This is a genomic window from Streptomyces atratus, from assembly GCF_900119365.1.
Taxonomy (GTDB): domain Bacteria; phylum Actinomycetota; class Actinomycetes; order Streptomycetales; family Streptomycetaceae; genus Streptomyces; species Streptomyces atratus_B.
This window is the reverse complement of record NZ_FPJO01000014.1, coordinates 19250-37985: the sequence shown is the minus strand read 5'-3', so window position 1 is coordinate 37985 and position 18736 is coordinate 19250. Positions and strand designations below refer to the sequence as shown.

The 18736-nt window shown below is 70.2% G+C and carries 19 protein-coding genes and 1 pseudogene; 11 read left to right on the top strand and 9 right to left on the bottom strand.

Annotated elements, in window-relative coordinates; all coding sequences use genetic code 11:
* Window position 1 precedes the first annotated feature (1 nt).
* The 7 genes from nadC to BT364_RS22625 all read left to right on the top strand — a co-directional run bounded on the left by nadC (window position 2) and on the right by BT364_RS22625 (window position 4523).
* Window positions 2-1045, top strand: coding sequence for a carboxylating nicotinate-nucleotide diphosphorylase (gene nadC, locus BT364_RS22655; protein ID WP_072487066.1), 1044 nt, complete (start codon window positions 2-4; stop codon window positions 1043-1045).
* Window positions 1045-1842, top strand: coding sequence for a type III pantothenate kinase (locus BT364_RS22650; RefSeq protein WP_072487065.1), 798 nt, complete (start codon window positions 1045-1047; stop codon window positions 1840-1842). The genes nadC and BT364_RS22650 overlap by 1 nt, the downstream gene beginning before the upstream one ends.
* Before the next feature lie 138 nt (window positions 1843-1980).
* Window positions 1981-2562, top strand: a complete 582-nt coding sequence (locus BT364_RS22645) for a hypothetical protein (RefSeq protein ID WP_072487064.1) — start codon at window positions 1981-1983, stop codon at window positions 2560-2562.
* A 102-nt stretch (window positions 2563-2664) separates the two neighbouring features.
* The gene (locus tag BT364_RS22640) at window positions 2665-2844 is read left to right on the top strand and encodes a hypothetical protein (protein WP_072487063.1); all 180 of its coding nucleotides are present in this window, start codon (window positions 2665-2667) and stop codon (window positions 2842-2844) included.
* Window positions 2845-2961: 117 nt separating this feature from the next.
* Complete coding sequence (locus BT364_RS22635) at window positions 2962-3462, top strand: BlaI/MecI/CopY family transcriptional regulator (protein WP_072487062.1); 501 nt, start codon at window positions 2962-2964, stop codon at window positions 3460-3462.
* Window positions 3463-3471: 9 nt separating this feature from the next.
* Window positions 3472-4029, top strand: coding sequence for an amino-acid N-acetyltransferase (locus tag BT364_RS22630; protein ID WP_072487061.1), 558 nt, complete (start codon window positions 3472-3474; stop codon window positions 4027-4029).
* A gap of 158 nt (window positions 4030-4187) precedes the next feature.
* The gene (locus BT364_RS22625) at window positions 4188-4523 is read left to right on the top strand and encodes a histone-like nucleoid-structuring protein Lsr2 (RefSeq protein WP_072487060.1); all 336 of its coding nucleotides are present in this window, start codon (window positions 4188-4190) and stop codon (window positions 4521-4523) included.
* On the opposite strand, the gene BT364_RS22620 is transcribed toward BT364_RS22625, so the two are convergent.
* Window positions 4502-5107 (bottom strand): SCO3374 family protein, encoded by a 606-nt coding sequence (locus BT364_RS22620; RefSeq protein ID WP_072487059.1) that lies wholly within the window; start codon window positions 5105-5107, stop codon window positions 4502-4504. The genes BT364_RS22625 and BT364_RS22620 overlap by 22 nt on opposite strands.
* 428 nt (window positions 5108-5535) lie before the next feature.
* Here BT364_RS22620 and BT364_RS22610 point away from each other — a divergent pair, with 428 nt between their 5' ends.
* Window positions 5536-8064, top strand: a complete 2529-nt coding sequence (locus BT364_RS22610; protein WP_072487058.1) for an ATP-dependent Clp protease ATP-binding subunit — start codon at window positions 5536-5538, stop codon at window positions 8062-8064.
* 503 nt (window positions 8065-8567) lie between these two features.
* On the opposite strand, the pseudogene BT364_RS43170 reads toward BT364_RS22610, so the two are convergent.
* Window positions 8568-8839, bottom strand: a pseudogene (locus tag BT364_RS43170) (trypco2 family protein); the annotation flags it as partial.
* A 461-nt stretch (window positions 8840-9300) separates the two neighbouring features.
* Between BT364_RS43170 and BT364_RS22600 the strand changes: the two are divergent.
* A complete protein-coding gene (locus BT364_RS22600; protein ID WP_072487057.1) occupies window positions 9301-10011 on the top strand; it encodes a M23 family metallopeptidase in 711 nt (236 codons plus the stop codon).
* A 34-nt stretch (window positions 10012-10045) separates the two neighbouring features.
* On the opposite strand, the gene BT364_RS22595 is transcribed toward BT364_RS22600, so the two are convergent.
* Window positions 10046-10630, bottom strand: coding sequence for a TetR/AcrR family transcriptional regulator (locus BT364_RS22595; RefSeq protein ID WP_072487056.1), 585 nt, complete (start codon window positions 10628-10630; stop codon window positions 10046-10048).
* Between the two features lie 138 nt (window positions 10631-10768).
* Between BT364_RS22595 and BT364_RS22590 the strand changes: the two genes are divergently transcribed.
* Window positions 10769-12340 (top strand): MDR family MFS transporter, encoded by a 1572-nt coding sequence (locus BT364_RS22590; protein ID WP_072487055.1) that lies wholly within the window; start codon window positions 10769-10771, stop codon window positions 12338-12340.
* Window positions 12341-12431: 91 nt separating this feature from the next.
* Here the strand turns inward: BT364_RS22590 and cseC are convergent, their stop codons facing one another.
* The 6 genes from cseC to BT364_RS22560 form a co-directional block, all read right to left on the bottom strand.
* Window positions 12432-13814 (bottom strand): two-component system sensor histidine kinase CseC, encoded by a 1383-nt coding sequence (cseC, locus tag BT364_RS22585; RefSeq protein WP_072487054.1) that lies wholly within the window; start codon window positions 13812-13814, stop codon window positions 12432-12434.
* Window positions 13811-14515, bottom strand: a complete 705-nt coding sequence (gene cseB, locus BT364_RS22580) for a two-component system response regulator CseB (RefSeq protein WP_072487053.1) — start codon at window positions 14513-14515, stop codon at window positions 13811-13813. Before cseB ends, cseC begins: the two co-directional genes overlap by 4 nt.
* Before the next feature lie 10 nt (window positions 14516-14525).
* Window positions 14526-15266 carry a hypothetical protein gene (locus BT364_RS22575; RefSeq protein ID WP_371268635.1) on the bottom strand — a complete coding sequence of 247 codons (741 nt, stop codon included), beginning with the start codon at window positions 15264-15266 and terminating at the stop codon, window positions 14526-14528.
* Window positions 15254-15868 (bottom strand): SigE family RNA polymerase sigma factor, encoded by a 615-nt coding sequence (locus BT364_RS22570; RefSeq protein WP_072487052.1) that lies wholly within the window; start codon window positions 15866-15868, stop codon window positions 15254-15256. Before BT364_RS22570 ends, BT364_RS22575 begins: the two co-directional genes overlap by 13 nt.
* Window positions 15869-16045: 177 nt before the next feature.
* Window positions 16046-16948, bottom strand: coding sequence for an HhH-GPD family protein (locus BT364_RS22565; protein WP_072487051.1), 903 nt, complete (start codon window positions 16946-16948; stop codon window positions 16046-16048).
* A gap of 154 nt (window positions 16949-17102) precedes the next feature.
* Window positions 17103-17750, bottom strand: a complete 648-nt coding sequence (locus tag BT364_RS22560; protein ID WP_072487050.1) for a phosphatase PAP2 family protein — start codon at window positions 17748-17750, stop codon at window positions 17103-17105.
* A gap of 172 nt (window positions 17751-17922) precedes the next feature.
* Here BT364_RS22560 and BT364_RS22555 point away from each other — a divergent pair, with 172 nt between their 5' ends.
* Window positions 17923-18720, top strand: coding sequence for a hypothetical protein (locus tag BT364_RS22555; RefSeq protein WP_256260155.1), 798 nt, complete (start codon window positions 17923-17925; stop codon window positions 18718-18720).
* Window positions 18721-18736 lie beyond the last annotated feature (16 nt).

The window sequence follows — 18736 nt, the reverse complement described above, 5'->3', positions numbered from 1 at the left end:
CGTGAGCACGCCCGAAGAGAATCCGCGCCCCACACCCGTGGACGTACCGCTGATCCAGATCGGCGCGCCCGCACCGTCCGCGGGCGGCTGCGGGGACGGCTGCGGCTGCGGCGGGGACGAGCTCTACGAGCTCGACCCGCTGGAGTGCGGCCTCGACCCCGCCCTCGCCCAGCTCCTCGCCGACGCGGGCCTGGACCCGGTCCAGGTCGAGGACGTCGCGCACGTCGCGATCGAGGAGGACCTGGACGGCGGGGTGGACGTCACCACCGTCGCGACCGTCGCCGAGGACGCCGTGGCCACCGGTGACTTCACCGCCCGCGAGGCGGGCGTCGTGGCCGGTCTGCGCATCGCCGAGGCCGTCCTGTCCATCGTCTGCACCGAGGAGTTCGCGGTCGAGCGCCACGTCGAGGACGGCGACCGGGTCGCCCCCGGCCAGAAGCTGCTGACCGTCACCACCCGCACCCGCGACCTGCTCACCGGCGAGCGCAGCGCGCTCAACCTGCTGTGCAGGCTCTCCGGCATCGCGACCGCCACCCGCGCCTGGGCCGATGTGCTCGAAGGCACGAAGGCCAAGGTCCGCGACACCCGCAAGACCACCCCGGGCCTGCGCGCCATGGAGAAGTACGCGGTGCGCTGCGGCGGCGGCGTCAACCACCGGATGTCGCTGTCGGACGCGGCGCTGGTCAAGGACAACCACGTCATCGCGGCGGGCGGCGTCGCCGAGGCCTTCAAGCGCGTACGGGACGAGTTCCCGGACGTACCGATCGAGGTCGAGGTCGACACCCTCCAGCAGGTCCGCGAGGTGCTCGACGCGGGCGCCGACCTGATCCTGCTGGACAACTTCACCCCGCTGCAGACGGTCGAGGCGGTCGCCCTGACCGGCGGCCGTGCGGTCCTGGAGTCCTCCGGCAGGCTCTCCCTCGACACCGCCCGCGCCTACGCCGAGGCGGGCGTCGACTACCTGGCCGTCGGCGCGCTCACCCACTCCTCGCCGATCCTCGACATCGGCCTGGACTTCCGCGACACCGACGGGGCCGACGTCTGATGCTGCTCACCATCGACGTCGGCAACACCCACACCGTCCTCGGCCTGTTCGACGGCGAGGAGATCGTCGAGCACTGGCGGATCTCCACCGACGCCCGCCGCACCGCCGACGAGCTCGCCGTGCTGCTCCAGGGCCTGATGGGCATGCACCCGCTGCTCGGCATGGAGCTGGGCGACGGCATCGAGGGCATCGCGATCTGCTCCACGGTCCCGGCCGTCCTGCACGAGCTGCGCGAGGTGACCCGCCGCTACTACGGCGACGTCCCCGCCGTGCTGGTCGAGCCGGGCATCAAGACCGGCGTGCCGATCCTGATGGACAACCCGAAGGAGGTCGGCGCGGACCGCATCATCAACGCGGCCGCCGCCGCCGACCTGTACGGCGGTCCGGCGATCGTCGTCGACTTCGGCACGGCCACCACCTTCGACGCGGTGTCCGCCCGGGGCGAGTACACCGGCGGTGTCATCGCCCCCGGCATCGAGATCTCGGTCGAGGCGCTCGGCGTCAAGGGCGCCCAGCTCCGCAAGATCGAGCTGGCCCGGCCGCGCAGCGTGATCGGCAAGAACACGGTCGAGGCGATGCAGTCGGGCATCATCTACGGCTTCGCCGGCCAGGTCGACGGCGTCGTCGCGCGGATGAAGAAGGAGCTGGCGGCCGACCCCGACGACGTCACCGTCATCGCGACGGGCGGCCTTGCGCCGATGGTGTTGGGCGAATCCTCCGTCATCGACGAGCACGAGCCCTGGCTCACCCTCATCGGCCTGCGCCTGGTCTACGAGCGGAACGTGTCCCGGCTGTAGTGGACAGGCGGTGTACCTGCGGGAACGGCCCACGGGGGAGCGGGCCCGCCGCCGCGCCGCGACGGCCAGTTAAGCCGATTTTGTCCATTTAGCACGTATTGTCGCGTCATGCCCACGCCTTACGGATCACGCGGCGGCATGGCGTTCAGCGCGGACGAGCTGCGGGTGCTCCGACGTGCCCTCGCCATCGCCCTTCACCCCATGCCCCTGCCGGACGAGGACGTCCAGGACTGCCTGCGGCTGGCCAGCGCCGTGGACGAGGCGGTCGGCGAGGCGGGACGGCTGCGCACGTTCCTCCTCGCCGACCTCGTCCGCTACCGCAATGCCCTCCCCGGCTCCGTCAGCGGCTATCTGGAACTGCTCCAGGACGCCCTGGCGGGCGGATACGACCCCGGCCCCGACGACCTCGCCGCGCTGCGCGCCCTGCGCCACAGACCGCTGGCCGCGGCGCTCCTGGAGCGCTGTCAGGTGCTCGCGGAGCGGTCGGTGCGGGCCCGCCTCGCCGGGCGCGCCGTATCGGCGAAGGCCCCCGCGCCGCGCAGCCGGCTCCTCGCCCTGCCCGGCGGCCGGGCCGCCGAAGCCGAACCCGAACGGCCCAAGGCCCCGGCGGAGCCCGCCCGGCCCGGCCGGGTGCCCGGTCGCCCGGCGCCGAAGCCCTCGGAGGTCTTCCCGCCCCGCCGCCGCCCGGTCCCGCCGCCGCAGCAGCGCGCCGCGGGTTAGGGCCTCTCGTTCGGATCAGGCCGGTCCGGCCCCGATCCGCCGGAAAGGTCCCAGCGGAGGGGCGGCGCGGAAGTCCGTACCGGCCTCGCTACTCTGGACGCCATGGACTATGTATCCGCGCTCGTGCCCCCCGTGGTGATGGCCGTCTTCTTCATCGGCCTCGTCGTGACGATCGTCAAGAGCCAGGGCGGTCCCAACAAGGCCAAGGAGGACGCGGCCGTGGACCTGGCGATCGGCCGCGCCGAGTCGGTCCAGCAGGCCCCGCGGACCGACGGCGCCTGACCCCCGCCGCCCCGCAGCACGCGAAGGGCGCACGGCTCATCCCGAGCCGTGCGCCCTTTTGCCGCTTTGCCGCACGAATAACCGGTCATTTCAGGCATCTGGCACTAAAGTGACATTGTGCCCCGCCCATTGGGAGATCTGGAAGACGCCGTGATGACACGGGTCTGGCAATGGAACCGTCCGGTCACCGTGCGGGAAGTCCTTGAGGACCTTCAGCAGGAACGCTCCATCGCCTACACCACCGTCATGACGGTAATGGACAATCTCCATCAGAAGGGCTGGGTGCGCAGGGAAGTCGACGGTCGCGCATATAGATATACGGCGGTCTCCACCCGCGCCGCCTACTCGGCGGCACTGATGAACGAAGCATGGTCGCGCAGTGACAACCCCGCGGCCGCACTTGTCGCCTTCTTCGGCATGATGTCCGCCGAGCAGCGCGAGGCCCTCCAGGACGCCATGCGGATCGTCCAGCCCGGCCTGTCCGTAACCCCCGAGCCCCCGTCCGGCGAACCCGCCGGTGAGCCGCCCGGGACGACCACCGGTGAACCGGCCGGAGAAGCGGCCGGAGAAGCGGCCGGGGATCCGGCCGATGGGGCGGCCCCGGAGGCCGGGCGATAGCGTCGGGGTATGTCCTCAGAGCTTCCGTACGCCGATTCCTGTACCGAACCGCCGGCCATAAACACGGCCATCACAGTCCGACGTGCCAGGACCAGCGATGTGGCATCGGTCCGCCGTCTCCTCGACGGGTACGTACGTGAAGGCATCCTGCTCGACAAAGCGACCGTGACGCTTTACGAGGACATCCAGGAGTTCTGGATCGCGGAACGCGACGAGGACGCCCGGGTCATCGGCTGCGGCGCACTGCACGTGATGTGGGAAGACCTCGCCGAAGTGCGTACTCTCGCCGTCGACCACAGCATCAGGGGCGCCGGAGTCGGTCACCAAGTGCTGGACAAGTTGTTGCAGACCGCCCGTTGGCTCGGCGTGCGGCGGGTTTTCTGTCTCACCTTCGAAGTGGACTTCTTCGCGAAGCACGGCTTCGTGGAGATCGGAGAGACGCCGGTCGACGGAGATGTCTACAGCGAGCTGCTGCGTTCCTATGACGAGGGTGTAGCGGAGTTCCTGGGTCTCGAACGGGTGAAGCCGAACACCTTGGGCAACAGCCGGATGCTTCTGCATCTGTGACCGCCATCTGTGCTCGCCACAAGAAGCCGGAACCCCTATGTCCGAATCGCGCATGTTTCCCGTCTTCCCGTGATCCTGAACCTCTCCCGGGGGTTTGTGTTTTCCGGGGAAAAGCGGTTTCCTTTCCGCGTACTGCATTTTCGATGAAAGGGAATCCAGTGGCACAGAAGGTTCAGGTCCTTCTTGTCGATGACCTCGACGGCGGCGAGGCGGACGAGACGGTCACGTTCGCTCTCGATGGCAAGACGTACGAGATTGACCTCACGACGAGCAACGCGGACAAGCTCCGTGGTCTTCTTGAGCCGTACACCAAGGGTGGCCGGCGTACGGGTGGCCGCGCGGCGTCCGGCCGTGGCAAGGGTCGCGCCGTTACGGGTGGCAACAAGGACACCGCCGAGATCCGTAAGTGGGCCCGCGAGAACGGCCACAATGTGAATGACCGCGGCCGTGTTCCCGCGGAGATCCGCGAAGCTTACGAGAAGGCCAACGGCTGAGCTGTCGGCCCATCCGCCGACAGCCCCGTTCGGGCGCGCATCAACCGGGCCCGGTGGCATTCCGTCGCCACCGCGTCCACCAGCCGTACGAGATCGGGAGCACCCCCACCCCTGCTCCCGAGGCCGGCGAGGGCCGGGAGTTCCGACCCTTCCTCGTGTCGTGGCCCGGGGGGCCGCAGCCATGCGGCGGCCCCCGGCCGGCCCGCCATCCGTCCGGGCGGCACGGGTGCGGTGATCCGGCCGCCCGCGCCGATGGCGGTCAGGGAGAGGGCAACGCCTCCCCACTCCAGCCAGTCGAGCAGCCCGGGCAGCTCCTCGGCGCTCCCCACCGCGACCAGCAGGCTCATCCGCGCACCCGACAGCGCCACGGGCCCGGTGCGGTCCAGCCGCCGCAGCGCCGCGTGACCGGCGGCCGCGGGGACCTGGAGCACGTCGAACCGCACCCCGGTCAGCAGGCGCACCGGCGCGGTGCCCGCCGTCGCCCAGCCGAGCTCACGTTCGTACCACTGCGCCCACCGGGCACAGTCGCCGCTCTTGTACTCACCGGTGACCGACGGCGCAGGAGGCGGGACGGTGATGGCCATGCCGGAAGAACGGCCCGGAGACCTCCGGGGTTACGCAGAGTCCGCGATCGGATGCGTCATGTGTCCGCGATGGGGGCGTAGGGACGCATTCGGGAGCGCGAATGTGTTCGCCCGTAGCGGAGGGAACCGGCGCGCGCCGCATGGACTGTCTGTAATTGCGGGTAAGACATCCCTAGTGGGGAGGGGCGACACGCAGGTTCGGGCATCTCACGTTCGCCATCGGCGTACTGGCGAAAGGGGTATCTGCCTGGCCTGCGGGAACATCGTCTCGCACCATCGGGTTGGAGAAGTTGTCGGCGTTCGGGGCAGGAGGCCAAGGACGGTGTCGGCAGTTGGAATGAGCGGTCCCCGCTTGCGGGACTAAGCTGCGGAAGGACAGGGAGGGGACCGACCCCTTACTGCCTGACCGCTCTGAGGAGCGATTAACGATGTTCGAGAGGTTCACCGACCGCGCGCGGCGGGTTGTCGTCCTGGCTCAGGAAGAAGCCCGGATGCTCAACCACAACTACATCGGCACCGAGCACATCCTCCTGGGCCTTATCCACGAGGGTGAGGGTGTCGCCGCTAAGGCCCTGGAGAGCCTCGGGATTTCGCTCGAGGCGGTCCGCCAGCAGGTGGAGGAGATCATCGGCCAGGGCCAGCAGGCCCCGTCCGGGCACATCCCCTTCACGCCCCGGGCCAAGAAGGTCCTGGAGCTGTCGCTCCGGGAGGCCCTCCAGCTCGGCCACAACTACATCGGCACCGAGCACATCCTGCTCGGCCTGATCCGCGAGGGCGAGGGCGTCGCCGCCCAGGTCCTCGTGAAGCTGGGCGCCGACCTGAACCGGGTGCGGCAGCAGGTCATCCAGCTGCTCTCCGGGTACTCGGGCAGCAAGGAGGCGGCGACCGCGGGCGGCCCCGCGGAAGGCACGCCCTCCACGTCCCTGGTGCTCGACCAGTTCGGCCGGAATCTCACCCAGGCCGCTCGCGAATCCAAGCTCGACCCGGTCATCGGGCGCGAGAAGGAGATCGAGCGGGTCATGCAGGTGCTGTCCCGCCGGACCAAGAACAACCCGGTTCTCATCGGCGAGCCCGGCGTCGGCAAGACGGCGGTCGTCGAGGGCCTGGCGCAGGCCATCGTCAAGGGCGAGGTGCCCGAGACCCTCAAGGACAAGCACCTCTACACCCTGGACCTCGGCGCGCTGGTCGCCGGCTCCCGCTACCGCGGTGACTTCGAGGAGCGCCTGAAGAAGGTCCTCAAGGAGATCCGCACCCGCGGCGACATCATCCTGTTCATCGACGAGCTCCACACCCTGGTGGGTGCGGGTGCCGCCGAGGGCGCGATCGACGCCGCCAGCATCCTCAAGCCGATGCTGGCCCGTGGCGAGCTGCAGACCATCGGTGCCACCACGCTCGACGAGTACCGCAAGCACCTGGAGAAGGACGCCGCTCTCGAGCGCCGCTTCCAGCCCATCCAGGTCGCCGAGCCGTCGCTGCCGCACACCATCGAGATCCTCAAGGGTCTGCGCGACCGCTACGAGGCCCACCACCGCGTCTCCATCACGGACGAGGCGCTGGTCCAGGCCGCGACGCTGGCCGACCGGTACATCTCGGACCGCTTCCTCCCGGACAAGGCGATCGACCTGATCGACGAGGCCGGATCCCGGATGCGCATCCGCCGGATGACCGCGCCGCCGGACCTCCGCGAGTTCGACGAGAAGATCGCGGGCGTCCGCCGCGACAAGGAGTCGGCCATCGACTCCCAGGACTTCGAGAAGGCGGCTTCCCTCCGCGACAAGGAGAAGCAGCTGCTCGCCGCGAAGACCAAGCGCGAGAAGGAGTGGAAGGCCGGCGACATGGACGTCGTGGCCGAGGTCGACGGCGAGCTGATCGCCGAGGTCCTGGCCACCGCCACCGGCATCCCGGTCTTCAAGCTGACGGAGGAGGAGTCCTCCCGCCTGCTGCGCATGGAGGACGAGCTCCACAAGCGCGTCATCGGGCAGAAGGACGCCATCAAGGCCCTCTCGCAGGCGATCCGCCGTACGCGGGCCGGCCTGAAGGACCCGAAGCGCCCCGGTGGCTCGTTCATCTTCGCCGGCCCGTCCGGTGTCGGTAAGACGGAGCTCTCCAAGACGCTCGCCGAATTCCTCTTCGGCGACGAGGACGCGCTGATTTCCCTCGACATGTCGGAGTTCAGCGAGAAGCACACGGTTTCCCGCCTCTTCGGTTCTCCCCCCGGTTACGTGGGTTACGAAGAGGGTGGCCAGCTCACCGAGAAGGTGCGCCGCAAGCCGTTCTCCGTCGTTCTCTTCGACGAGGTCGAGAAGGCCCACCCCGATATCTTCAATTCCCTGCTCCAGATTCTGGAGGACGGTCGCCTGACCGACTCCCAGGGCCGGGTCGTGGACTTCAAGAACACGGTCATCATCATGACGACCAACCTCGGGACCCGGGACATCTCCAAGGGCTTCAACCTGGGCTTCGCCGCCCAGGGCGACGTCAAGACCGGCTACGAGCGGATGAAGAACAAGGTCAACGAGGAGCTCAAGCAGCACTTCCGGCCCGAGTTCCTCAACCGTGTCGACGACACGGTCGTCTTCCACCAGCTCAGCCAGGAAGACATCATCCAGATCGTCGACCTGATGATCGCCAAGGTGGACGAGCGCCTGAAGGACCGCGACATGGGCATCGAGCTCAGCGCGGACGCCAAGACGCTCCTCGCCAAGAAGGGCTACGACCCCGTGATGGGCGCCCGGCCACTGCGCCGGACGATCCAGCGCGAGATCGAGGACATCCTCTCCGAGAAGATCCTCTTCGGTGAGCTGCGCCCCGGTCACATCGTGGTCGTCGGCACCGAGGGCGAGGGTGAGGAGAAGACCTTCACCTTCCGCGGCGAGGAGAAGTCGGCGCTGCCCGACGTCCCCCCGATCGAGCAGGCGGCAGGCGGCGCGGGCCCGAACATGTCGAAGGACGTGTGAGGACGCCCCCGAGCGCCTGAGCAGAAGCAGAAGGGGCTGTCCCGGAACCGTGCGAAACGGTCCGGGGCAGCCCCTCTGGCGTGCGTGCCGTGGTCACCGGCCCACGTCGAGGCCCTCGCCGCCCGTGGTTCCTGAGCTCTTCGGCGCAGTCCTCCAGGAGCGAAAGGTCCGTCATACAGGGGTTCCGCTGGACATGGCCTCCGCCCCGCCGATCTCGTTGATCAGGTCGATGAAGGGGCGGGCCTGTTCCTTGGTGGGTACGTGTGCCGGGTCGGGCAGATGGTCCAGAGCGGCCGGGCCGAGGCGGGCGAGCAGCCGTACGTCCGTGTCGTTCCTCGGCGGGAACAGCGCCCCGACGGCCGTGCGGACCCTGGCCCGTGTCGTCTCGTCCAGCCAGGTCGCGTGCTGCGCGCAGAGCGCGGCCAGGACGACGATCTCGTCCCGGGTGACGGTGTCGCCGGGGCCGGGCTCCAGGTCCAGTAAGCCATTGACCAGTACGGGGTGGCGTCGCGCGGTTTCAGGGTGAAGGCGACCTTGTGGGTGCGGCCGGTCGCGCGGGAGGCGTCGGCGCCCGCCTCGACCACCCAGGCCTTGACCTTGCTCCCGCCCTTGATCTCCTTGCGGAGTTCGAGGGCGAACTCCATCTGGATGTCGCCGACCTCGAAGGCCACGGGGCGGCCGGTGGCGCGCCCGCGGCTTCGACGAGCTGGTTGCGGATCGACTCGACGGCATCGGCGAGCTCGATGCCGTCCATGTCGCCGGTGTCGCTGGCCATGGCCTGTCCCCCCGGGGTCGAGCTGGCGGTCGTCGCGTCAGCCTAGTCGGCGCACAGGCCGAAGGTCCTGAAACGGACAGCCTTGGGGCCCGTCGGCGGTGACAAGGCGCACAGCCCGTTCCGGGCCTACTAGGTGCGGTAGGAGAGGGTGCCGTGATCGCTGCGGGGGCCTTCGGCCTTGCGGTGGAGGGGGCATTCGGGGGCGGCGAGGCCGGAGCCCGAATCGCTGGGATCTGTCCGTTTCGAGCGGTTTGGAGCTGGGGTTAAACCTGTCCGGAACCAGAGTTTCGACAGGTGCGGGCGTGGCTCGTTTCAAACCCGCGGCGGCGAATTCCCGGGGCTCCGGCTACGGCTTTTGTTCGTAGATGGGGTATTTGAGCAATCGCCGGAGTGCGGGTTACCAAGGAATGGCCAGCCCGGCCGGAGCGCCGGGTCCAGTCATCTCCGGAGGTTCTCCGCCTATGTCGAAGCGCGTTTCGTTCCAGCACTCCCGCCGCCCTTCCCTGTCCCGTGTCCGTGGCGCCGTCGTGGCAGCCGGCCTGGGGACGTCGATGGTTCTCGGCGTGGGCGCTGCGTTCGCGGCCGGCTCGGCGGGTGCCCCGGATTCCGTGAACCTGATCAACAGCGGCGCGGCCGAATCGGTCGCCCAGCAGGCGGTCGCGCAGGGCAAGGCCGCCGAGAAGGCCGCGACCAAGAAGGCGGCAGCGATCAAGAAGGCGGCCGCGGCGAAGAAGGCCGCGCTGAAGAAGGCCCACGGCTGGGAGGCCCCGGTGAGCCGCTACGAGCTGAGCGCGAGCTTCGGCAACGACGGCAGCCGCTGGGCCCACAAGCACTCCGGCCAGGACTTCGCCGTGCCGGTCGGCACCAAGGTCGAGGCCGCGCACACCGGCGTCGTCGTGAAGGCCGGCCCCAACGGCGGCGGAGACGGTCCCGCGTACGGCAACGCCGTCGTGATCAAGCACGCCAACGGCACGTACTCGCAGTACGCCCACCTGTCGGAGATCGACGTACGGATCGGTGAGACCGTGCGGACGGGCGAGAAGATCGCGCTCTCCGGCAACACCGGAAACTCCAGCGGCCCGCACCTGCACTTCGAGATCCGGCACACCGCCAACTACGGCTCTGCGGTCAACCCGGTCGGCTTCCTGCACAAGCAGGGCGTCACGGTCTGACCCGACCGGGACGGCTCCGACCGGGACGGCTCCGCTACTTTGCGGACTCCTGGCCGTGGGCCCGGGTGACCAGTTCGAAGGCGACTTCGAGGACGGCCTTGCGCTTCTCCTCGGGGTCGCCTTCGAGGTCCTTGAGGGCGAACATGCCCGCGTGCGTCGCGAAGAGCGCGGTGGAGCAGCGCACATGGTCGGCCAGTGAGGCGCCGGGCTCCTGGAGCAGGTCGACCAGGGCGACGACGCGCTCCTTGATGGTCACCCCGATGCTCAGATCCCGTACGGCCGCCTGGTTCTCCTGCATGAAGCGGAACAGCGGGGCGGCGGCGGTCAGGGCCTCGCTGTAGCGGCTGAGGATCTCCTTCTTCGTCTCCAGGGTGCGCGGCTGCTCCTTGCCCCAGGCCAGCAGTTCCTCGACCGGGCGGTTGAGGTCGTCGAAGATGCTGACCAGGATGTCTTCCTTGGTCTTGAAGTGGTAGTACAGCGCGGCCTTGGTGACATCCAGCCGCTCGGAGATCTCGCGGAGCGAGGTCTTCTCGTAGCCCTGTTCGGCGAAGAGCTCCAGAGCGACGTCCTGAATGCGCTGGCGCGTGTTGCCACGGCGCTGCTGCGGCGTGCTCCCCATGAAGCTCTCCTTTGCTGGAAACTTACTTGACGCCCGGCTAGTTAGGGGTCTACTTTCCCCAGTGTAGTTACTAGCCGGGCGTCAAGTAAGTGCCCGGCCGCGCAGGGGACCAACAGGGGATCAGGGGAGTGGGGACCAATGTCCGATCCGAAGAAGACAGGCGGCGGGACGGCGGCCGTCGCCGACCGGCCGGCCGGCATACCCGAGACGCCGCAGCGCAGCGTCCGGGTGGTGATGCTCGCTCTGATGATCACGATGCTGCTCGCCATGCTGGACAACCTGATCGTCGGCACGGCCATGCCGACCATCGTCGGTGACCTCGGCGGCCTGGAGCACCTGTCCTGGGTCGTCACCGCGTACACCCTGGCCACCGCCGCCTCCACCCCCATCTGGGGCAAGCTCGGCGACATGTACGGGCGCAAGGGCATCTTCCTCACGTCCATCGTGATCTTCCTGATCGGCTCGGTGCTGAGCGGAATGGCCCAGGACATGGGCCAGCTGATCGGCTTCCGCGCGGTCCAGGGACTCGGCGCGGGCGGCCTGATGGTCGGCGTCATGGCGATCATCGGCGACCTCGTCCCGCCCCGCGAACGCGGCAAGTACCAGGGCATGATGGCCGGGGTCATGGCCGTCGCCATGATCGGCGGACCGCTGGTCGGCGGCACCATCACCGACCACCTCGGCTGGCGCTGGAGCTTCTACATCAACCTGCCGCTGGGTGCGGTCGCCCTCGCCATGGTCACCATCGTGCTGCACCTGCCGAAGCGGAAGGGCACCCAGGCCGAGGTCGACTACCTCGGCGCGGGGCTGCTGACCCTCGGCATCACCGCGATCGTGCTGGTGACCACCTGGGGCGGTACGGAGTACGACTGGAACTCCGCCGTGATCATGGAGCTCATCGCGATCGGTGTCGCCTCGCTCGTCGGCTTCGTCTTCGTCGAGACGAAGGCGGCAGAGCCGATCATCCCGCTGCACATCTTCCGCAACCGCAACTTCACCCTGATGTCCGTCGTCGGCTTCATGTCGGGCTTCGTGATGTTCGGCGCGGTGCTCTTCCTGCCGCTGTACCAGCAGTCCGTCCAGGGTGCGTCGGCGACCAACTCGGGTCTGCTGCTCCTGCCGATGCTGCTGTCGATGATAGTCGTCTCGCTGGTCGCCGGACGGGTCACCACCAGCACCGGCAAGTACAAGATCTTCCCCGTGGTGGGCTCCGCACTGATGGTGACCGGTCTCTTCCTGCTCTCGCGGATGGACGTCGACACCACGCGGTTCACCTCCGGCGTCTACATGGCGGTGCTCGGCGCGGGCATGGGCTTCCTGATGCAGATCACGATGCTCGTCGCGCAGAACAGCGTCGAGATGAAGGACATGGGTGTCGCCTCCTCCGCGACGACCCTCTTCCGTACGCTCGGCAGCTCCTTCGGCGTCGCGATCATGGGCGCGCTGTTCACCGGACGGGTGCAGGACGAGATGGTCGCCCGCGGCGGCGGGGCGGCCACCGCCAAGTCCGCCCAGCTGGACGCGGCGAGCCTGGCGAAGCTGCCGGAGGCGGCCCGCGAGGCCTACCAGTTCGCGGTGTCGTCCGGCACGCACATCGCGTTCCTGGTCGGCGCCTCGGTCGGCCTGATCGCCCTGGCCGCCTCGGTCTTCGTCAAGGAGGTGCCGCTGCGCGGGGCGGGCCCGGTCACCCAGCAGGCCGAGGCCGTCTGATCCGGAGCGGTGTACGAAGGAGGCTCCCGGGGCACGCCCCGGGAGCCTCCCGTCGTATCCGGCCCCCTCGGAGCCTCCTGCCGCGTCCGGTTCAGGCGCCGGTCCGCCCGTGGCCGGCCTCCGCGCCCTGTGCCTCGTCGTTGTCCGGGCCATGCTGCTCGGACACCTGGAGCATCGGGAAGCTGCCGGTGTCCGTCGGCGCGTGCTCGGGCAGCCACAGCACCGCGATCGCCCCGCCCGCGCCCTGCGCCGCCCCTTCCGGCGCCGCGTTGCGGAAGGTCAGCCGGGCCCCGAGGACCCGCGCCTGACCGGCCGCGATCGTCAGCCCGAGACCGTGCCCGCGTCCGGCCCGGTCACTGCTTCCGGTACGGAACCGGCTCGGCCCCTCGCGCAGCAGCGCCGCCGGGAAACCGGAACCGTGATCGCGGATCCGGACCACCCGGCCCTCGACCGTGACCTCCACCGGGGTCGCGCCGTGCTTGGCGGCGTTGCCCAGCAGATTGCCGAGGATGCGCTCCAGCCGGCGCGGATCGGTGTTGACCCAGGACTCGTGCACCACCCGCACCCGCACGTCCGGGTCCAGCAGCGCGATCCGCCGGCTGACGAACTCCCCCAGCGCGATCTCCTGGAGCTCGGCCCGCTCCGACGCGCTGTCCAGCCGGGCCACCTCCAGCACGTCCTCGACGAGCGTGCGCATCGCCTGCGCCCGGTCCCGTACCAGCTCGGTGGGGCGGCCGGGCGGCAGCAGTTCGGCCGCCGTCAGCAGACCGGTCACCGGCGTACGCAGCTCGTGCGCGATGTCCGCGGTGACCCGGCGCTCCGCCTCGATCCGCGCGTTCAACGCGTCCGTCAGCGCGTCCACCGCACCGGCCAGCTCATCGGTCTCGTCCTGGACGACACCGCCGACGGCCTCCCTGACCCGTACATCCGTATTGCCCTGCGCGACCCGGCCCGCCGCGGCCGCCGCCTTGCGCAGCCGGCGCGACAGCTGCCCGCCGATCAGCACGCCCAGCGCACAGCCGCCGAACACCACCGAGACCGAGCCGATGATCAGTGCCCGGTCGAGATCGCGCATGATCGTGGAGTTGCGGCCCGCGAACCGGGTGTGCAGCGAGAGCACGTCGCCGTGGCCGACCGGCACGGCCGCCCACACATCGGGCACCCCCTTGCTGGACACCTCGACATGGGTGGCGCGCCGGTTCCTGGCGGTCTCCGCGCGCAGGCTGCGCGGCATGGTCGGGTCGTTGAGCTTGGCGCCGAACCGGGGGTCGGCCTTCTTCGTCTTCGTCGCCTCGTACAGCAGCTGTGCGTACGTCAGCCGCTCCAGCTGGACCTCGCGGGCGTTCTCCAGCATCGAGACCCGGGCCGCGTTGTGGACGACGAAGCTGAGCGCGACCGCGGTCAGCGCGCCGACCGCGGCGATCGCGATACTGATCTTCCAGCGGACTCCGGTCCGCAGGGCCGGCCGCTTCATGGCCTGAGTTTGTAGCCGAAGCCGCGGACCGTCTCGATCCGGTCCTGGCCGATCTTGGTGCGCAGCCGCTGCACATGGACATCCACGACCCGGGTGTCACCGCCCCATCCGTAGTCCCAGACCCGCTCCAGGAGCTTGTCGCGGGAGAGCACCGTGCCGGGCGCCGCGGAGAACTCCAGCAGCAGCCGCATCTCGGTCGGGGTCAGCGCCACCTGCTCGCCGCCGCGGTGGACCGCCATGCCCTCGGTGTCGACCTCCAGATCACCGAAGACCAGCACCCCGCCGGCGGGCTGCGGCTCCGGCTCCCCGTTGCCCGGCTGCCCGCCCGAGGCATGGCCGAAACGGCGCAGCACGGCACGGATCCGGGCGACCAGGACCGCCCCGTCGAAGGGCTTGGTCACGTAGTCGTCCGCGCCGGCCTCCAGGCCGAGCACCACGTCGATCGAGTCCGCGCGCGCCGACAGCATGATCACGGGCACCGTCGACTCGTCGCGGATACGACGGCAGAGGCTGACCCCGTCGAGCCCCGGCACCATCACGTCGAGCAGGGCGATGTCGGGGCGGTCGGCCCGGAAGGCGTCGAGGCCCGACATGCCGTCGGGCATGGCAGTGACCACGAAGCCGGCGCGCTCCAGCGCCAGCTGGGTGGCCTCGCGGATGACGTCGTCGTCCTCGACGAACAGGACGTGGGTCTCGGCCATCGGAATGCTCTCAGTTCCCCGGCGGCTCGGCGTCCGGAGCCGGAAGGGCCGCTCCGCCGCTGCCGACGGCTCGGTTGAAGTCGTTGTGCACCCGGTCGTGCTCGTTGAACCGGTTGCCCGCCCAGCGGTAGGTGATCACTTCCTCGCCGGAGGGGTACGCGACCGAGTCCTTCTTCTCGTACACCTGGGTCGTCACCACCAGATCACCGCGGTCGATGGTGCCGTAGACCGCGGGCTGCTCGATGGCGAAGACGTTCTTGTACGTCCCGTTGGTCCGCGGACGGTACACATAGGTGCCGACGCCCACCGAGTCGCCGCAGGTCATCACGTTCACCACGACATCGGGCGAGGGTCCGCCGGTCATGGTGCCGTAGGAGGTGTCCACCGGGTACTCGGAGCCGGTGCAGGGCTTCAGATCCGTTCTGACCCGCTCGCTGACCTCGGGGTCGTGCTTGAGCAGTGTCACGGGATCGATCCGCGCGGCGGGCTTCGCGGAGGAGGACGGCTCGTCGCCGGGCGTGGCCTGGGCCACCGGCTGGGTGCCGGCCGGGCCCTCGTCCCGGGTGCCGGTACCGCCGGTCGAGCAGCCGACGGTGAACAGCCCGAAGGCGGCGAGGCCGACCAGGGTCGTGGCGCTCGCCGCCCAGCCGGTCAGGACCCGGCCACGTCCGACGGCGGCCGCACGGCCACCGTTCTCTCTGCCACCGCCACGGTCCCCGCCGTCGCCGTCGCTGGCTCTCAGGCCGCGCAACGCTCCCGCCCCCGTTCGTCCATATGCCTGCCCGCCCGCACCCGAGCGGCTACCGGAGCAGGGCCGGCCGCCAGGTCCTGCTCCTCGCGGAGCCGGGCCTCCCTGCTCGCCGCCTCACGGCTCTCCAGCTCCTGGCGCAGCCGCGCCAGCGCACGGTGCAGCGTGCTCTTCACCGTACCGGCCGACATGCCGAGCGCCGCAGCAGTCTCCTCCGTGCTCATCTGCTCCCAGTGTCGCAGCACGACGACGCTGCGCTGCTTGGGAGCCAGTACGCCCAGCACATCCATCAGCAGGGCGCGGTCGGCGCGCTGCTCGGTGCCGTCCTCGACGCTCGCGTCGGGCAGCTGCTCGGTGGGGACCTCGTCCAGCTTGCGGGCCCGCCACCACTCGGTACGGGTGTTGATCATGACGCGGCGCAGATAGGCGTCGGCCAGGGACTTGTCGGCGATGCCGTCCCAGCGGCCGTACGTACGGGCCAGTGCGGTCTGGAGCAGGTCCTGCGCGTCCACGGGATCGGGGACCAGCCGTCGCGCGCTGCGCAGCAGCGCGTCGTGCCGAGTGCGTACGTAGTCCTCGAATTCGAGCACCTCGCCGTGCGCCATTCCAACCGCCTCCGTCCCCGTGGATCCCCGTGGTTCCGCCGTCAGCCATCGTTCGGTCGGGCTGACGGAGAAGACGCTACGGAGCTGTTGTCACGGGGTTGTGCGGAGCAGCCATACACCGACGCACGGCTGTCCATCGGTTGTGTAACAGCGGGGGAGCGGCGCCGGTTACGGAGCTCAGCTCAGCGGCAGCCGGTACTGCCCGCCGGCCAGCGGTTCGACCAGGCCGTCGGCGACCAGGCCGTCCAGCGCACGGGCGCGTTGCACCGGCTCGTCCCACACCGCGTCCAGGGCCGACTGCGGCACCGGCGTCATCGCCTCGCGCAGCACGGCGAGCAGCCGGCCGCGCACCTGCCGGTCGGTGCCGGCATAGGTCTGACCGCGTCGCGGCGGCCCCTGGTGGGCGGGCTTCCCGGCCAGCCGCCAGGCGCACTGCCCGGCGATCGGGCAGCGGTCGCAGTCCTCGTTCTTCGCGGTGCAGACGAGGGCTCCGAGCTCCATCGTCGCGGCGGCCCAGCGGGCCGCCCGCTCGTCCTCCTCGGGGAGCAGCGCGCGGGCGAGCTTGCGCTCGGCGGCGGTGGTCGCGTTCGGCGGGTACTGGATCCCGGTCGCGGCGCGGGCGAACACCCGGCGGACGTTCGTGTCGAGCACGGCATGCCGCTGCCCGTACGCGAACGAGGCCACGGCCGCCGCGGTGTACTCGCCGATCCCGGGCAGGGCGAGCAGCTGGGCGTGCTCGCTCGGTACGTCGCCGCCGTGCCGTTCCGTTATGGCCTGAGCGGCCCCGTGCAGGCGGAGCGCCCGGCGGGGGTAACCGAGTCGGCCCCAGGCGCGGACCGCCTCGCCTGGCGGTTCGGCGGCCAGGTCGGCGGGGCGGGGCCAGCGGGCGAGCCACTGCTCGTACACCGGCAGGACCCGGCTCACGGGGGTCTGCTGCAGCATGAACTCGCTCACCATCACACCCCAGGCGCCCGCTTCGGGGCGGCGCCAGGGCAGATCGCGGGCGTGCTGGTCGAACCACCCGATGACGGGAGAGTGGAGGGAGGCGGGGGGCGTCTGTGTCGCAGTCATGGCAGTCATCGCACCGTCGATCCTGGCACGGAAGGACAGACGACGGTTCCGTGCACGGTGGTGTCGCTCCTCCTGAGGGCCCTTGGGGTGATAATGCCACCCGTCCGCGCCCCGGCGGTCCGGCAACCGGCCCAAGGGGGCCGGCCGGGCTCCCTCGGGGCCGTCAGCGCCGCCTGGCCCTTCGCCGGGAGCGGCCGACCGGGGGCGCGCCCGGCCCAGAGGCCCAGGCCGCCACCGGCGCCCCGCTGCTCCGCACGGTCCGGGCGAGCGACTGTGCCGGGCGGCGCAGTACGGCGACCACCAGGGCCGAGACCGCGGCGCCGAGCAGCAGCCCGACCGCCACGTCATGCGGATAGTGCACGCCGACGAAGACCCGGGAGAAGGCCATCAGCAGCGCCAGCGGCACCGTGAGCCAGGCCAGCCGGGGCCGGGCGATCGCCAGGGCGACGGCCGCCGCGCCGGCGATCGCGGAGTGGTTGCTGGGGAAGGACCAGTCGCCGGTCGGCGGGCAGGTCACCAGCGAGGCCGCGGCGCCGGCGACCGACCTGCACGGGCGCTCCTCGTCCACCACCGACTTGAGCACCTCGCTGGCCACATAGCCGAAGGCCGTCGCGACGGGCGCGAGCACCGCCAGCGCCAGGGCGCCGTCGCTCTGGCTCCGGGCCCGCCACCATCCGGTGATGAACAGGACACCGAAGACCAGGAGCCCGAGCTCCGTCCATATCTCGGCCAGATGTTGCACCCATGACGGCATGTCATGTGCGAAGTCGGTGATGTCCCGGTAGAGCGGGGCCGTAACTGAACTATCCATGTGACAGAGGGTAGTCAATGAATCCGGGACTTCATCCGGGCGATGCCCGATGGCCAACTCGGCGGCGGTACGGGGCCGGAACGGGCCGCCCGGGATGATGATCCGTAAAACTTGTGGCCCGGGGCGGCGGGTGGGGCAGGAGTCGGCGCCGATCTCTCGTAGAGTTTGAGCCGTGGGATCTTTGCGTAATCCGATCGGTCCGCTTCCCTCCACCATCTACTGGCGCCGGAGGGCCGTAGCGGCGACGCTCGTTGCGCTGCTCGCGCTGCTGATCGTGTGGGTCGTCACCTCGGGCGGGGACAAGAAGACCAAGGACGACTCCCGGCCCGCCGGGTCCGGCCCCGTACGCGAGATCACCCCGGGCCCCGGGGGTTCGGGCCCGGCCATCAGCCAACAGCCCGGCGGGCGCGACGAGTCGGGCGACTCGGGCGGTGACGGCGGGGACAGCGACGGTACGGGCGCGGGCTCCGGCGGCGCCTCGGGCGACGGCGGTACGGACACCGGAGCAGGTGGCGCGAGCGGCGACGGCTGGACGGCCGGCCAGCAGGTCCCGGCATCCTCCCCGCTCCCCGACTGCACCCCCGCGGCACTGCGCTTGAACCTGAGCACCGAGCTCAGCTACAGCCCCGGCGAGAAGCCGGGGTTCAAGCTGGTCGTCAAGAACACCTCGGCCACCACCTGCAAGGCCGACCTCGGGGCGAAGAGCGCGGTGCTCACCATCACCGAGGCCGGCGGTGACGACAACCAGGTGTGGTCCTCAAAGGACTGCCCGCGCGACGCGGCCGTCCTGCTGCTGAAGGTCCCGGCGGGCGAGACCGTCGTGCACACCGTGGAGTGGGACCGCAGGAAGAGCTCCCCGCAGTGCGCGACGCCGCCCGCGGGGACGGCGGGGCCCGGTACGTATCTGGTCGAGGCGAAGGCGCCGGGCGAGCCGGTGCAGCGCGCCTCGTTCGTCCTCGCGAAGGACTGAGCGCGCGGGCGCCGGG